12 protein-coding genes and 1 tRNA gene are annotated in these 14,727 nt (G+C 42.2%); 7 read left to right on the forward strand and 6 right to left on the reverse strand.

The window, feature by feature from the left end; genetic code table 11:
• Nucleotides 1-55 precede the first annotated feature (55 nt).
• From LEPBI_RS04690 to murA, 4 genes are all read right to left on the reverse strand, one after another.
• The gene (locus tag LEPBI_RS04690; protein WP_041769965.1) at nucleotides 56-835 is read right to left on the reverse strand and encodes a hypothetical protein; all 780 of its coding nucleotides are present in this window, start codon (nucleotides 833-835) and stop codon (nucleotides 56-58) included.
• Nucleotides 836-976: 141 nt separating this feature from the next.
• A complete protein-coding gene (locus LEPBI_RS04695; RefSeq protein WP_002973161.1) occupies nucleotides 977-1,291 on the reverse strand; it encodes an LIC10235 family protein in 315 nt (104 codons plus the stop codon).
• Nucleotides 1,292-1,464: 173 nt separating this feature from the next.
• On the reverse strand, nucleotides 1,465-2,136 hold the full coding sequence (locus tag LEPBI_RS04700) for a 4Fe-4S binding protein (RefSeq protein WP_012387964.1): 672 nt from the start codon (nucleotides 2,134-2,136) through the stop codon (nucleotides 1,465-1,467).
• Entirely contained in the window at nucleotides 2,137-3,441 is a 1,305-nt protein-coding gene (murA, locus tag LEPBI_RS04705) for a UDP-N-acetylglucosamine 1-carboxyvinyltransferase (RefSeq protein ID WP_012387965.1), read from the reverse strand.
• Between the two features lie 44 nt (nucleotides 3,442-3,485).
• On the opposite strand from murA, the gene LEPBI_RS04710 reads away from it, so the two are divergent.
• A complete protein-coding gene (locus LEPBI_RS04710; RefSeq protein ID WP_012387966.1) occupies nucleotides 3,486-4,628 on the forward strand; it encodes a hypothetical protein in 1,143 nt (380 codons plus the stop codon).
• A gap of 14 nt (nucleotides 4,629-4,642) precedes the next feature.
• On the opposite strand, the gene LEPBI_RS04715 is transcribed toward LEPBI_RS04710, so the two are convergent.
• Nucleotides 4,643-6,409, reverse strand: coding sequence for a glycoside hydrolase family 3 protein (locus LEPBI_RS04715; protein ID WP_012387967.1), 1,767 nt, complete (start codon nucleotides 6,407-6,409; stop codon nucleotides 4,643-4,645).
• A gap of 91 nt (nucleotides 6,410-6,500) precedes the next feature.
• On the opposite strand from LEPBI_RS04715, the gene LEPBI_RS04720 reads away from it, so the two are divergent.
• Nucleotides 6,501-7,670: a DUF3095 domain-containing protein gene (locus tag LEPBI_RS04720; RefSeq protein ID WP_012387968.1), complete on the forward strand. Its 1,170-nt coding sequence runs from the start codon at nucleotides 6,501-6,503 to the stop codon at nucleotides 7,668-7,670.
• Nucleotides 7,671-7,905: 235 nt separating this feature from the next.
• On the opposite strand, the gene LEPBI_RS04725 is transcribed toward LEPBI_RS04720, so the two are convergent.
• The gene (locus LEPBI_RS04725; RefSeq protein WP_012476179.1) at nucleotides 7,906-10,656 is read right to left on the reverse strand and encodes a hypothetical protein; all 2,751 of its coding nucleotides are present in this window, start codon (nucleotides 10,654-10,656) and stop codon (nucleotides 7,906-7,908) included.
• Nucleotides 10,657-10,955: 299 nt separating this feature from the next.
• On the opposite strand from LEPBI_RS04725, the gene LEPBI_RS04730 reads away from it, so the two are divergent.
• The 5 genes from LEPBI_RS04730 (at nucleotide 10,956) to LEPBI_RS04750 (ending at nucleotide 14,685) form a co-directional block, all read left to right on the forward strand.
• On the forward strand, nucleotides 10,956-11,645 hold the full coding sequence (locus LEPBI_RS04730; RefSeq protein WP_012387970.1) for an OmpA family protein: 690 nt from the start codon (nucleotides 10,956-10,958) through the stop codon (nucleotides 11,643-11,645).
• Nucleotides 11,635-12,933: a hypothetical protein gene (locus tag LEPBI_RS04735; protein WP_012387971.1), complete on the forward strand. Its 1,299-nt coding sequence runs from the start codon at nucleotides 11,635-11,637 to the stop codon at nucleotides 12,931-12,933. Before LEPBI_RS04730 ends, LEPBI_RS04735 begins: the two co-directional genes overlap by 11 nt.
• Before the next feature lie 116 nt (nucleotides 12,934-13,049).
• Nucleotides 13,050-13,712, forward strand: a complete 663-nt coding sequence (locus tag LEPBI_RS04740; protein ID WP_012387972.1) for an arylesterase — start codon at nucleotides 13,050-13,052, stop codon at nucleotides 13,710-13,712.
• A 12-nt stretch (nucleotides 13,713-13,724) separates the two neighbouring features.
• On the forward strand, nucleotides 13,725-14,420 hold the full coding sequence (locus tag LEPBI_RS04745; RefSeq protein ID WP_012387973.1) for a TenA family protein: 696 nt from the start codon (nucleotides 13,725-13,727) through the stop codon (nucleotides 14,418-14,420).
• Nucleotides 14,421-14,613: 193 nt separating this feature from the next.
• Nucleotides 14,614-14,685: transfer RNA gene (locus LEPBI_RS04750), tRNA-Gly, on the forward strand.
• Nucleotides 14,686-14,727: the final 42 nt, after the last annotated feature.

The raw sequence follows: 14,727 nt of genomic DNA on the forward strand, positions 1-14,727 counted from the left end.
TGAGACCAAAAACTGGCCCAGAGAGAGAACCTGAGTTGAATATTCTCTCTGCCTTTTAGCGGCAGAGTTTGATTTGGTCGATATTTGTGATCTGTTTGGGAGTAGGCAATTTTTTCCCAAGTACAACATTGCCCCCTTCGGTGAGAGTTGCGGATTCATAGGCCCATTTCCCGAAGTTTGTGGAAATGGTAAAACAATCTGGGAAGGATTTGGTTTCCACCAATTCCGTTCCATTCCAAACCAAAATGCGATCAGGTGTCCTGACATACAATTTGTTCCCATCTTCTGCCCAACGAATTCCATACAATGGGAGTGCTGTCCAAAAACTGAGTGGGAAGGATTGCACTTTTTTGTCTTTGGTTTGTAAGATCGAAAGTTCAAATTCTGTGAATTCATCTTCTTTTGTGGGATTTGCCGTAATGAGAGCGACTAAATTTCCATTCGGAGATGGTGCCATTTGGAAGATGATTTTTTTTTCGGGAGTGGCAGGGTAAGAAAATGCCCCGCCTACTTCTGGATAAATGGAAAGGGTTTGGTTGAGTGTACCATATTCATCATCTTTTCCGTATAACACAAATAATGTGTTTGATTTGGTATGATAAAAGATTCCATCACCTAACGACCAGGATGGTAAGTCCCATTCCCGAAGGACTTTCCCACCAGTGCCTGCATTCTCAATGAGTTTGATTTTGCTTTTATAATTCCGTTTGTCAGTGGTTCCATTGAGAGGGTTCCATGAATCTTTTTCTTGGTAGTGAACTGTCAGGACAAGATTGATATTCGGATCATTACTGGGAGAAATTTCATCTGTGAGTTGGGAATCACGCCATACCAATTGTGAACATCCAAAGGCAGCCAAAAGAAGGAATGGGAGTAGGGTTTTCATAGAAAATGAGCATAGGGCATTTGTTATGCCTGTAAACAAAAAAGGGGACCTGTTGTCCCCTCTCAGTTAGAAAAGTGCCAAGAAAAGGTTTTATTTTCCTTTTTTTGCTTTTGCCTTTTCTTTATTCTTTTGGTCGATTTCCGCTCTATGTGTGTCACAAAGTCTGTAAAGAATTCCTGTTACCGGGTTTTTACGAGTTACTTTGGTACCACAAACGATGCAAAGACCTTGTGCTCTTCTTCTTTTGTAAAGTTGTTGCACTCTCTCCGCTCCAGATGCTTTGTATTTGGAGATTTGGATTCTGAATCCTTTGAAGAGATAATTCCCAATCGACTTCTCTGGGTCTTTTTTAAGATCCTCTGCAATTTTATCGATTTGTCCTGGGCCTACTTTTTGTGGTTCCATAGCTTTCTTTTTCCTTTAAATTAAATTTATATTTTTTTTTGACGAAGGGAAATCCCTTGCGCTAACAAGAGTATCTCTCTTCTTTCTGAAAAATTCAAGATATTTTTTTCACCGAATAACAATTTTTTGATGTTTTGCGATGTTTTTTTTCTAAAACGTTTGATAGGTGATACTTATTTTTGAATCAGTTTGATTTGAATTGCTTTCGGAAAACTAGGACAGGTTTCTACACAAAGTCCACAACCCGTACAATTTGTTTGTGAAAAAACAGGCAAATTCCCTTTAAATTTAACTGTTTTTTCAATAGGGCAGGTAACAAAACAAGCATTACAGGTTGATTCACCTGTTTTTTCATTGATACAAAAGTCTTTGATTAGCTTCGCCTTACCAAACTTTGGTGTAGTTTCGGACACTTCGTACGGTATGAGTGCCTCTTCTGGACAGGAAGTGATGCAAGGCCAATCAGTGCAAAGATGGCATGCTTTTGCATTCGGATCAAAATGAGGGAAAGACTTATCGGAATCTGTTGCTGTAACAGGGAATAAGACGGCGTAAGGGCAGGCAAAAATACATTCGTTACACCCAGTGCATAAAGAAAAAAAATCCGAAGAAGCCCCTGGTGGTAAAGACAAGGTTTGGAACATTTTTGTTTTCCGTTTCCGGACAGAAGTCGGTTTTGGCTTCTTCTGTGCTTTTGTTTCTTTGGAAATTTGTTTCTGTTTGGGATTTGGACCTGTTTCCTCTTCCCAAACTTCTTTGATGGCTTCTGAGATTTCTTCCGCTTTGGTAAAGGTAAATTGGAATACGGATTTAAAACCTTCTCGGAATAGATCCTTTCGTTTCATTTAACTCGGAATTCTTTCGATTTGGGCTCCAAGGGATCGTAACCTTGTGTCAATGGATTCAAACCCTCTGTCAATTTGAACAATGTTATGGATCTCGCTTTGGCCTTCTGCGCAGAGTGCTGCGATGATCATGGCCATCCCAGCACGAATGTCGGGACTTGCCACTCGTTGTCCATACAAACGATTGGCACCAATCACGATGGCACGGTGCGGGTCACAGAGGATGATTTGGGCACCCATAGCGATGATATGATCCACAAAGAAGAGTCTGGATTCAAAGAGTTTTTCATGGATGAGGACTGTCCCTTTACACTGAGTGGCAGTGACCAAAGCAACGGAAGTCATGTCGGCCGGGAAACCTGGCCAAGGTGCATCATCAATTTTGGGAGTGGCACCATGGTAGTCAGGGATGATTTCCATTTTTTGGTCGGATGGGACAAGGATGCCTGTTTCAGTGGGTCGCACTTCGATCCCAAGTCTTGAGTAGACCATTCGGATCATTCGAATGTCTTCCGGGTTTACGTCGGTGATATGGATCTCCCCTCCCGTCACGGCGGCAAGGCTGATAAAGGAACCCACTTCTAAATAGTCGGAACCAATGCGGTGTTTGAGACCACCTTCTGGAGAAGAAAGGGAAGTGACTCCTGTGATCGTGAGTCGGTTTGTCCCAATTCCATCTATTTTAGCACCAGCGGCTTCCAAAAATCGGCAAAGGCCTTGGACATGAGGTTCGGATGCGGCATTCCGAATGATCGTGGTGCCTTCTGCAAACACGGCGGCCATCACTGCATTTTCTGTAGCCGTGACAGAGGTTTCATCGAGTAAAATGTCTTTTCCGAACAATCTGTCGGCAGTGAGCATGTACCCATCTGGGAAAACTTCGATTTTGGCGCCAAGGGCTTCGAGGGCGAGAAGGTGAGTGTCCATCCGGCGACGTCCAATTTTGTCTCCACCAGGTTTTGGCAAAAACACTCGGCCTGTACGGGCAAGGATTGGTCCTGCGAGAGTCACAGCCCCTCGGAGTTGGGAACAAAGTTCGTAAGGTAAGTCCGATTTCACTGGATTTTTTTTCTGGAAGAGGTAGGATCCTTTTGTATCCAGAGATGTGATCTCTACACCAATGTGGCGGAGGACATCCATGAGTTTCAGGACATCGGCAATTTCAGGTAGGTTTTCTAAAATGACGTCCCCTTCCCAAAGTAGGAGAGCTCCAAGCAGTGGAAGGGCCTCGTTTTTATTCCCTTGGGGAACAATTGTCCCGTGGAGTGGATTTTTGCCGATAATTTTGAAGTAGGAAGAGCTCACCTTACTTCCATTCGACACAACAGAGATATGAGGAAAAGTAATTTATGATTTTTATGGCACAGGTCGTTTGGATTTTTCCAAAATTTGATTCAATCTACATCTTTTACATCGTACTCATGGGACTTGCTGCCTTCATTTATATTAAGATCATGAACTATTTGCATCATAAACAAGCAAATGTCGTAAACCATTGGGTCGAATTTCAAAGGTATGCCATTGCCAGAAAGTGCAACCAGGTAGAACTCAATATCTTACATAGTTTTTATGATGATCTCAACGCAGAAGAACGGGAAGTGTATCTTTTGCCTGAAAACCGAAACAAACTCAAAAATGCATTGTATCGCTATTTTTTAAAATCGAATGCCAATACCACGGAAAAGGAAGTGAATTTGTTTGATAAACTCTTTCGGTCAGGAGTGGAATTCAAAAAAGAAATTTTATCGCTGAATGATTTGACAGTCGGGGAAGTGGGAGCCTTGGAAGCCGATGGAAGAGAGGAACTCACTTATGTGATGCAAAAAACGGCAGATGAATTGTTATTATCAGCAAAAGGAATCTCCAAAGACTTACTCGTTCCTGGGAAAGAGGCAAAATTATATGTCTTCAGGCCAAGTAGCGGTGGTTATCTTTTGGATGGAAGCGTTCTTCGTACCAATGAAAGTGGACTTATCTTTCACTTTAATGGGAAGATCGAACGTAAGGGTGAATCCCATTTGATGTTAACCGATAAGATTTCCATTACAGTTTCTCCTTGGCCACCACCTGAACAAAAAAAAGATTTGGAACTCGATAAAAACAAATTATTACTCAGTGAAGAAAACATTGATAAACAGTTAGAAGTTTTGAAACGAATCGCAAAAGACCAAAAGGAAAATAATGAAAAAAGATTTGATATCAAGGAAACGGCAAAACCTTTCATCACACTTTCGGAACGATTGAGTGACCGAGGGATTTTATTTACCTTCCCTTCGGGGATCTCTTCTGAGATTTGGAAACACCAAGACCTTTGGGAAGTGATTTTTAGTTTCGAAAAGGGACCTGAGTTTCGGATTCGTTCAAAAATGATGCCCACCAAACAAAAGTCAGATTTGTATCTTTTACGATATGTCGATGCCGATGAGGAGATGCGGAAATCTTTGTATGAAGAAATCCGCAAACGTGGAGGAGTAAGAGAGGTGTTAACATAATCCTCTCTTACATCTTATAAACTTTCGGGGAAAGCACCTTTGGATGGTGTTTTTGCTTCTTTTGATAATAAAATCAAATCTACCTTGGGGATTTCTTTTCCTGAGGTAAGTTTGGAACCCATAGCTTCCCAAGATCCAACAGTTAACGAAAATGACAATAGATACTCTAAGTTCTTAAGTTCCGGCAATTGGATGAAGGGAGTTCCTCCGTGCATCACAAGGAATCGTTTGTTTGGGAATTTTTTTGCAAGTCCAACAACCATTTTTACCTCTGCTTCTGAGGTGGAATCAAACAGATACGTTGTGAAATTCTTTTGTTTCGTAAAACTTGAAAATGATTTAGAAGAGGCAGATTGGATCTTTTTGGATTTTAAAAACTCTTTGAGTCTTGGGTTTTTGACAAAGGAAACCGTTTGTTCGGGAACAATGGTTGCAGTCACAACTGATTTTGGATAAGCTCGTATGGAGTCTTCATTGATTTCTTTGGCAAAGTTTTGAGACTCACTTAATTTTTTGTATCGTTCGTTCCTTTCTTTTTCCCATGCCAAAAGGAATTCTTTTTGTTTTTGGTTTTCGTCATAAACATTCGGTAGGATGGAATTTTTATCATAAATCCCAAGTTCTAATTTTTTTCGAATTTGTTTTTGGACTGCTTCTTTTAGTAGATCGTGTTTTTTTCCTTCTTTGTCCACAAATTCAAATTCCCCATTTTTGTAAGCATCCATGAGTTGTGCTTTGAACTTTTTGGCGGTTTCTCCCCAACTGGTGAGTAAAACGATATTGGCACCTGCGAGGATGGTGAGAACTCCTGGACGATCCTTTTCATAATTTTTAGAGATGGCATGCATCTCCATCGCATCCGTAATGATGATTCCATCAAACTGTAATGACTTTCGTAAAACATCTGTTAGAATCGTTTTGGAAAGTGTGGCTGGGAAATTAGGATCAATTTTTGGATATACGATATGAGCCGACATCACAGCTTCCGCGCCACCACGGATGGACTCTTGGAACGGAACCAGTTCCAGTTTTTCTAATTCGGTTAAACTTTTATTAATGATCGGAAGGCCCAAGTGACTATCCACAGTTGTGTCTCCATGCCCTGGGAAATGTTTGATCACAGGCAAACAACCACCAGCCCGTGCACCTCGCTCATAGGCAACGGCAACGTCAGAAACACGATGGACATCTGATCCAAACGAACGTGTGTTAATGACTGGGTTGAGAGGGTTGTTATTGATATCGAGAACTGGTGCAAATAAAAAATTGAGGCCAAGGCTTCTTAATTCATAAGAAGTCACAAACCCAACAATCTCACCCCATTCTTTTTTTCCAGTTTGGCCCACAGCCATGGCACCAGGATAATGAGTGATTCCATCTTGGACTCGAAACACGCGTCCTCCTTCTTGGTCAGTGGAGATGAGAAATGGGGGGAGGCCATTTTCTTTTGCGGAACGTTGTAGGTTTTCTGTGAGAGAGAGGATTTCTTCTTTTTTCCCTAAGTTTTTTCCAAAGAGGATGATGCCACCAGGTTTTGTTTGTTTGATTTCATCGAGGGCAATTTGGTCAACTGTCTTCGAAGGGATGGCGATGTGGATGGTTTGTCCAACTAGTTCCTCCTCTGTCATTGCATTGGTGATGGACCATGCTTTTTCATCCAACCAAACCTTTCGTTCGTTGGCGGCAAGTTCGGTGAGGTAAAATCCGAAACAATAGGACGATCCAAAAAATCCGAATAAAAGGAAAAGGGAAAAGGTGGTACGAAGGAGAACTTGGTTCATAGACTATGGATGTAGGATTTAGGAGGTGCTTTTCTAAGACAACTACGAAAAATATGAGACTTGTTTTGGGTTTGTATCGTCTGAGTCATTAGTGGATGATTTTTATAAAAACCTAAAGCCCAGTTCCCAGTTTCAATCTATATTTGAAGATACCATTGTATCCAAAGTACCAGATGATTGGTTTGTCCTCATCACAGATATTGTTGGTTCCACAAAAGCAATCGAAGAAGGGCGTTATAAGGACGTGAACACGGCGGGGGGACTCACTGCCATTGCGGTGGCCAATGTGTATGGCCATATGGATTTTCCGTTTGTGTTTGGTGGGGATGGGGTTACATTTTTACTTCCTATCAATTTACTCTTTCCCATTCGGTCAGCAATTGCTGATACAATCTCCCAAGTGAAAGCTGCGTTTGGGTTAGAGATGCGTGCAGGGATTGTTCCTGTACAGGAATTGTATCGTGCAGGTACTGAGTTATTTTTAAGTAAATTTAAGGCTTCCGAGCATTACGTACAATGTTCTCTCTTTGGAACCGCATTGCCACTCGCCGAACAATGGATCAAAGAAGGGAAAGACGAATCCTATCTCGTCCGCGAGAATGAAAAAATTCTCCCAGCAGACTTTACTGGTTTTACGTGTCGTTGGAAAGATGTCCCGAGTGAACGGGGAGAGATCGTTTCTCTCATTGTCAAACCGAACCATTCTGATTTGGAAGTTTGTAAAAAAATTGTGACTCGTGTTTTGAATTTCATTCGATCTGAATACGGGGAAGAAAAGGACTACCATCCACTCAGTTTGAATCAAATTGAATTGGACAATGGTGATCACTTACGAAAAGAAGCAGTGGCAAGGACAGGAAAACATTCTGGGTTAAAGTTTCGCCTAACACTCATGCAAATTTGGATCGAAAGGACTTTGATGGCCGCAGCGATCCGTTGGAAACTCCCAATCAAATCGGGTCATTATTCTTTGGACCGACTGAAAGAATACCAAGTGATGTCTGCTGATTTTCGAAAGTATGATGGTACCCTCAAAATGGTGATTGATGGATCCAAAAAACATCGGCTTGCCCTCGAACGTTTTTTAGAGCAGTTGGAGAGGGAAGGTTTGCTTCATTATGGAATGTTTGTATCGAACCGGTCGCTTATGACCTGTGTTTTGAAGGTGGCGTCTTCCGCCGAAGTACATTTTGTGGATGGGGCTGATGGTGGTTTTGCAATGGCCGCCAAAGTTTTGAAGGAAAAGTTAAAAGTAAATTGAAAGAGGTTGAAGGAGATCACTGAATGGAAATTTGTTTTTCCCATTCAGTTTGGTATGGTTCTAAGGTGTTAACGATTCTATTCTTCAACACAAATCAGTTTTTTCTGTAAGTCACACCTTCTATCAGCACTCGCAATGGTTACCGAATACCAATTCCTGCATAGACTTAAAGTCTATGTAGGACAAAGAATCAATTTACTTTCCTTCGATCTTTCCTGATTTTCAATTCGTCGTTTTATTGTTGGACACAAATTAATTTTTTAGTCGCCGAACAAATGGATTCCTGACTCGAAATGCTCGTGTTAGTCGCCATAGTCCAAGTTTGACCATATAAATAAGAGCTTGGTGTCGATGGGCAGTTTTGATACGTAAATCCGTTACAATTGTGTATGTATGTTAATCCATCTCCCGGGCATGTTGGTGTGGAAATTTGTGTAGCTGGAGTCAGAGTGTTTGTCATCCCCGTCCAATACTGGTCACCAACGGTTGAAAATGAACGTGGTAAGCTAGTTGGATCAAATCCGGCAGACCCATTTGCAATGAATAACCTCGTATGTTCATCACTACAGTTGGTGTATCCAGAACTATTACATCGATAATAATGCCTTAGAGCAGTTAACACCCAGTTGGTGCCATTGGGAACTCTATCATTTGTAACACCACCAGAGCTATCGCTAACAATAAGCGCCTTATAGGTTCCAACGGGAACCCCTCCTGGTTTGTTGTTGTTACATGTGTCATCTGCAGCAAACACACCTTGTGCTGTCATTTCACCATTATAACTAGAAGTGGTTACGAAGATTGCTTTCCCCGCAGGTTCATCATCTTCATTGGTGATGCTATGGTCTCCGGGGTCTGCTGCATTTTGGTAATTGGTATCGGTGTTTGCCACCATCACCAATTGGATGTCAAAGGATTGGTTCCCGTCTGCATACGAATCATCAAGTCCTGTGACCGTGAAAGTTTGTTTTTTAGCTGAACTTGCACAACCAGAATCAGAAGCATTGCCTGGTTCCACTTCGCTATTTACAGGGAAGGTGATGGGCGAAGATGTGATGGTCCCACACTCCCCAGAAGCAGCTGTTCCCGCCGTATAAGATTTGCAACTGATGTTGAGGACGACTGGTTGTGTTGGGTTATTCCCACCCAAACAAACGGAAACTGTCGCCGTATTTGCCGTGTTTTCTCTTGGGTTCCCCACATGAGAAATATAAAATGCCTTTTCATCATCGGTGGTAGCTGCATACACATCGATAGGATCATACGTGAGTCCACCAGATGATGTTAATGTAGTCACCGTCCAATTTTGTGTTAAATCCACGAGGATATCATCCACATGCGTTAACACAATTTGGTTTGCCCCGCCTGTTTCCATAAAATTGTAGTTAGATGAAGAAACTGTCACGTTCGCAGGGACGGTTCCTTCTGAGGTATCTGTACTATTGAGGCCAATTGTCACATCCGATCCAGGTGTGGACTGAGCAATCATCCAGAGATTGGTGGAACCACCTTCCGCGGCTGTCAAACGATCTCCTATGATCCCTCGCGCTGAACCAGAAAAATTACATGGTTGGAGGAGGTGGGATCCATCATTATCACAAGAGCGAACACTGAATGTAGGTTCTGCGACAGTGGTATTGTACGTAGCATCGGCAGAAGAGGCAACAAACGAAACAGTATAGTCCGCATTTCCAGTGTTAGCTGAATCTGATTTCCCTTCCACTTGGAAGGTTTGGTAGGTGTTCCAATCCGTTGTCGTGAAGGTAAGTGTTGGGGTCAGGATCGTACATTTATTTCCACAGTTGGAGGAAAACGTAAGTGTTACGTTATTTGTTGGTTTGGTTCTGAGTTTGAGTTGGAAATTTGAGTATTTCGTTCCAAACTGATTACTTTCATCGGTCGCAAACCGCATCACAGATCCTCCCGCTGCCCCTGTGGTTCCCGTTGTTGAATCAAATCGCATATAGGCGTATCCAGGAACACTTTGGTCACGGTTGTAAACGACCACATTCCTTGGTTTGATGCCATTGTAGTCAGCATCAGTGCTACTGGTATTGGAAACTTCTACCGTATAGGTTTTGATCCCATCAATTTCTAAATCATCAACAGAGGTGATGGTGACTGCTTGTGGAGTGTTAAAGTTGGCAGTCGTGAAGGTAAGAGTTTTCGGATTTGCGGTTCCTTCTCTATTGCTTGCATTGACGGAATCAAATACTTCGTTAATGGGGATCGTGACATTGGCAGTGGGTGCTGTTCGTAAGACCACTTGGAAGGTACCGTTCGTTGCTGTTGCCGAAGGGCCTGGTTCTTCCATCACTCGAGAGATATTGGAAACTCGCACACCTGGACCTTCATCATCTTCTACAGAGACTGAAATATCACAGGCATCTTTGCCAGAATAGGTTCCCGAAACTTCGTCTCCACTCCCATCTTTTTGGGTCATGGTTCCGAGAGCGACTGTCATTGGATTTACTTGGGCACTCCTGTCCGCGTCTTGGGCTACGGTAAATGTAAAACACTGCCTTGCTGCTACACCATTTCCAGTAAACGTGAGTTTGGTGGGTATCGCCTCATCGGGTGCAGGGAATGTTTTGAGTGAAGTGATCCTTGCTCCATAATTGGAAGTCACAGAGACAGGGATGTCCAAACTCCCGCTAAAAGGGACTGTTGGATAAATACAGGTTTGAAAGGAACGATACCCCCAAGCAGTCCCGCCATCGGTGTCTACATCTGTGAGTCCGTTCTCACTTACGGTGCTAAATGTGGAATTCACATCCCCATCTTCCACAAGGGAAACAAGATTTGTTGAAATGGTGACATCACTTGAACAAGCGATCGTTTGTTGGTTTCCAAACACACGATCAAACTGTTCACTCAACCCAAATAAAAACGTATCACTGGCAGAGACTCTTCCGCTACATGAAATGAGGAGAGATACGAGTGTGATCAAAATAGTGAAGTACAAAGTGTTCTTTCTAAAGTTCATAAAAAATTTCCAAATAGGAATGCGTTTTGATAAAACAAAGAATGTTTGCCAATCGCATTGTGGCAATGAAAATCTCTAACACACATAGAAAGATGAAAACTATAACTAAAGTTAATCATTGTTTGTTTTTTAGGCAAACATCGTTAGTTGTAGTATTACATTTGGTGGTTCTACTAAGCAAGTGTGGCAATGGTAAGGAAAAAATGAGATAAGGTTTGGAAATAAATTTCTGTTCGTTCTCCCTTTGAATTATCAATTGATTTCTTATGTTGGTGCAAAAGATAAGGACAGTTTGTTTTATGTTTAGAAATTTATTGATCATTTTGATTGCTTCCCTTTTTGGATTCCAATGCCAAACCACCACCAATCCAGAGTGGATGGAGTCTGAATCCTTCCAAAAGTTCTGCGGTTGTGTTCATATCGATGAAACCAAACCGAGTGAACATCTCGGCAGTTTGCCTGTGGGTTCTTTAGATAAACTAGGGACACCAGATTATTTAGAAAAATTATACAAAGGTCTTCGCAGTGACTTTGAACACACAGGCACTCCATTCGAAGAAGTAGGTGGGAGCCTTGTTGCCAAAGGGGTGGAACTGAAACGGATCGAAGACGATGAAAAAAGATTACGTGAACTCCTCATCATCATTGATGGAGACGTCGCCTTCCCTTCCGGAAAATCAACACTCACTCCCAAAGCAAAGGAACTCATTGCAAAAGTAGGGGATGCGATGGAAGCATACCCGGAAACCAATTGTCGGATTGGTGGGCATACTGACAGCGTGGGTGCTTTTTCAATGAATTTGAAATTGAGCAAAGAAAGATCCCAGTCCGTAAAAAGGGAACTCAAACTCGTTCACAAAATTGCAGAAGAGCGATTTAAGGAAGTAGATGGGTATGCGGACCAGCAGAAAATCGTTGATACCATGTTAGCTGAGAAAAAAAACCGTAGGACCGAAATTTACGTAGGGACAGTTCGCATTGTTTATTAATTTATCCAACTTACGTAAACCAAAATTGATTTTGTTTTTTCGCATTGTTTTGGTATTTCTTTTGGGTATTGTTGCATTATCTGCAGAAGAGATCAAACAACCAAACCCAAGCGTTGTTCCCAAAAAGGATTCAAGCGTGACATCGGATCAATCGAAACCGATCCAAAATCCGAGTCCAGACCAAAACCCAATCCCCAATCCTAACTCAAACTCAAACGCAAATCCATTCACCAATCTTTTTGAAAGAGAAGACAACCAAAGGCCAATGGAGATTTTCAATCAGGTTTATGAACATCGATTGATGATTCGGACCGGTTGGGGGATTGGAAAATTATCACCAGCCATTCTGAATGAAACGGGTCCCGCTTGGTTTCAGAATTCACTCTTTCGGCAAATGACAGAACCAGGTGCTCCCCTTTCCATTCCTTATAAACCAGCAAAAGATTTGGGGCTTAATTCTCAGTTTTTTGACATCCGTTATGGATACAAAAACAAATACGAAATCCAATTTGCAGAAGATACTTCGCTTGGTGTTTATAGTCGGGACCTACCTGCTTCCAATAATTTTATTTCTCCAAGGACAGATTCCTATTGGGCTAGTAGTTTTGAAGGGAATCGACTCCTTCGATTTGAAGGTGTGAGCCAACACCTACGTTTTTCTTACACTCATCCCATCACAAAAATTTTGATGGTTGGGCCCTCTGTCAACTTCCACCGTTATACGGAACGAAATAATATTTCTTATGGATCCTATTCTACCAGTCGCCCAGAGGCTACAGTTCCGAATAAAGTCACTTGGTCGATCGGTGGGGATGCGAATGCAGAATATTCGATGAAAGGAATTTTGCCTGGAGTTTATGCCAAGTTAAAACTCAAAGATTGGTGGGAGATCAGAGGACGACTCGAGCTTCTTGACCGGAAAGGTAATTTTTCTGTGTTAGGTTCTCAAATCATCCAAGAAGTGTACAATGATGGCACTTCCAACCTAACGGGCGTTGTCCCAGCATACGGCGGAAAAGTCCGAGACAAAGGGACAATTTTGAATTTGGAGACTTCATTTCAATACTGTCGCTTTAGTCTCGACATTGGGATGATCCGACAAGACGTCAAACGAAACTATGATACGTATTTGGGAGACACAATTGGGAACGTCCCAAGGACTGATTATTCGTCAAGAAGTGTTGGGATCGGATTTTCTGAAATGTCAACATCTATCAAACATACAGTGACAGAGTTTTATATCATGCCTGGTGTTTCGTTTTATTACGATGAGGACAAAATTTACTAGAATGAGTTTTTTGCCTACACTCAAACGTTTGATCCTTGCTTGGATTGTGAAGTTTGGGTGGTGAATTGATTTAAAAATGTTTGATTTTTCCTGAATCGTAACCAATCTAATCAGGGATGCCGTATTTTTTAACCTTTCTTTCTTTATTCATTGCCCTTGGTTGTGGGAAACCTTCCGACCAAACACAAGATCCAAAAACTCAATCGATAGAATCAAACCAAACCAAACGGATTTTGTATTTTGGTGATTCCTTGACCGCTGGGTATGGCCTAAGCAATTATGAAGATGCTTGGCCCCATGTTCTCACAAACCGCATCAATGCGGAAGGTTATTTTTATCAAATGACAAATGCGGGAGTATCAGGTGATACAACAAGTGGAGGGCTTGGAAGGTTGGAATGGGTGCTTGCGGAAAAACCTTCCATCTTTGTGCTCGAGTTAGGTGCCAATGATATGTTGCGAGGGATCAGTCCTTCCGTCACAAAAGAAAACTTACGTTCCATGATCCGCCAAATCAAATCTTTATACCCAAACACCAAAATATTGTTAGTTGGTATGATGGCCACTCCCAATATGGGGAAAAAATATGCGAATGCATTCAATTCAATTTATCCAGATCTTGCCAAAGAAGAGAATGTCCCTCTAGTTCCCTTTATCTTAGAAAAAGTGGCCACAATTCGAAAACTCAATCAAAAGGATGGAATCCATCCTACAGATGCCGGCCATAAATTGGTAGCGGACACTGTGTACCCTTACATAAAACCACTACTAGAAAAATAGGAAACATATCTCATGCAAAGTCCATTCCCCATTCCAACGTTTGCCCTTGAATGTAAAACATTTGCCAAAGATTCGTTTGGTGCTTCTTTTACCCATCCTTTTGTTTTGGCATTGGCAAAAGGAACCCTCGACCCGAAAGTCTTTCGGTTTTACCAAATCCAAGATGCAAAGTACTTAGAATCTTTTTCCGATGCTTGCGCCATCCTTTCCACAAAAGTGTCAGACCCTGACGATAAATTATGGCTCATCGATGCCGCAAGGATGGCCCTTGTGGTCGAAGGCCAGCTCCACATCGGATATGGAAAAACCTTAGGTTATGATGCAAACACCATTGCCAATACAGAGCCCACTCCCAATAACTGGGCCTACCAAAACCACATGGTGGCAACGGTGATGAAAGGGTCTGTCCTCGAAGGATTCTGTGCCATTGCTCCTTGTCCATGGCTCTACATCGAACTGGGGCAACACCTACTCCAAGAGATGGGGTCCATTCCACAAGACCATCCTTATGCTTCTTGGTTAAACATGTATTCTGATCCTGGGTTCAACGAATACATGACCCATTTGCTTGCGAGGGTTCAAAAGTATGCAGACCTTGCGGATGAAACGTCCAAGGCACGTGCCAAAATGGTTTTCCAACAAAGCTGTAATTACGAATGGATGTTTTGGGAACAAGCTTGGACAAACCAAAACTGGCCGTCCCGATAAAGATCCGTTAGCTGGACTTGGGGATGGTTTTGTTTTCCCTTCCATGGTTGCGAACTGATAGATGGGAAATTGAAGAACACAAAAAACCAGTTCCTCTCCCAAACCGTCCTCATTTGTTTTTTGTTTTATCCTTTTTCGTCTTTTTTCCTTGCCGATTTGTCCTGATTCCAAATGATGGTTTCACAAACCTTCTGCGGGAATAGCTCAGCGGTAGAGCATCTCCTTGCCAAGGAGATGGTCGCGGGTTCAAGTCCCGTTTCCCGCTAATGAAGGTCTTCTTCTTTTTCTTTCCACTACACTCTCTTTT

Source organism: Leptospira biflexa serovar Patoc strain 'Patoc 1 (Paris)' (assembly GCF_000017685.1).
Classification (GTDB): domain Bacteria; phylum Spirochaetota; class Leptospiria; order Leptospirales; family Leptospiraceae; genus Leptospira_A; species Leptospira_A biflexa.

What these genes read in the sequence shown, in the direction of transcription:
- LEPBI_RS04695 (WP_002973161.1), bottom strand. Translation starts at nt 1,291, where the DNA reads ATGGAACCACAAAAAGTAGGCCCAGGACAAATCGATAAAATTGCAGAG.
- LEPBI_RS04715 (WP_012387967.1), bottom strand. Translation starts at nt 6,409, where the DNA reads ATGAACCAAGTTCTCCTTCGTACCACCTTTTCCCTTTTCCTTTTATTC.
- LEPBI_RS04745 (WP_012387973.1), top strand. Translation starts at nt 13,725, where the DNA reads ATGCAAAGTCCATTCCCCATTCCAACGTTTGCCCTTGAATGTAAAACA.
- LEPBI_RS04740 (WP_012387972.1), top strand. Translation starts at nt 13,050, where the DNA reads ATGCCGTATTTTTTAACCTTTCTTTCTTTATTCATTGCCCTTGGTTGT.
- LEPBI_RS04700 (WP_012387964.1), bottom strand. Translation starts at nt 2,136, where the DNA reads ATGAAACGAAAGGATCTATTCCGAGAAGGTTTTAAATCCGTATTCCAA.
- LEPBI_RS04730 (WP_012387970.1), top strand. Translation starts at nt 10,956, where the DNA reads ATGTTTAGAAATTTATTGATCATTTTGATTGCTTCCCTTTTTGGATTC.
- LEPBI_RS04710 (WP_012387966.1), top strand. Translation starts at nt 3,486, where the DNA reads ATGATTTTTATGGCACAGGTCGTTTGGATTTTTCCAAAATTTGATTCA.
- LEPBI_RS04725 (WP_012476179.1), bottom strand. Translation starts at nt 10,656, where the DNA reads ATGAACTTTAGAAAGAACACTTTGTACTTCACTATTTTGATCACACTC.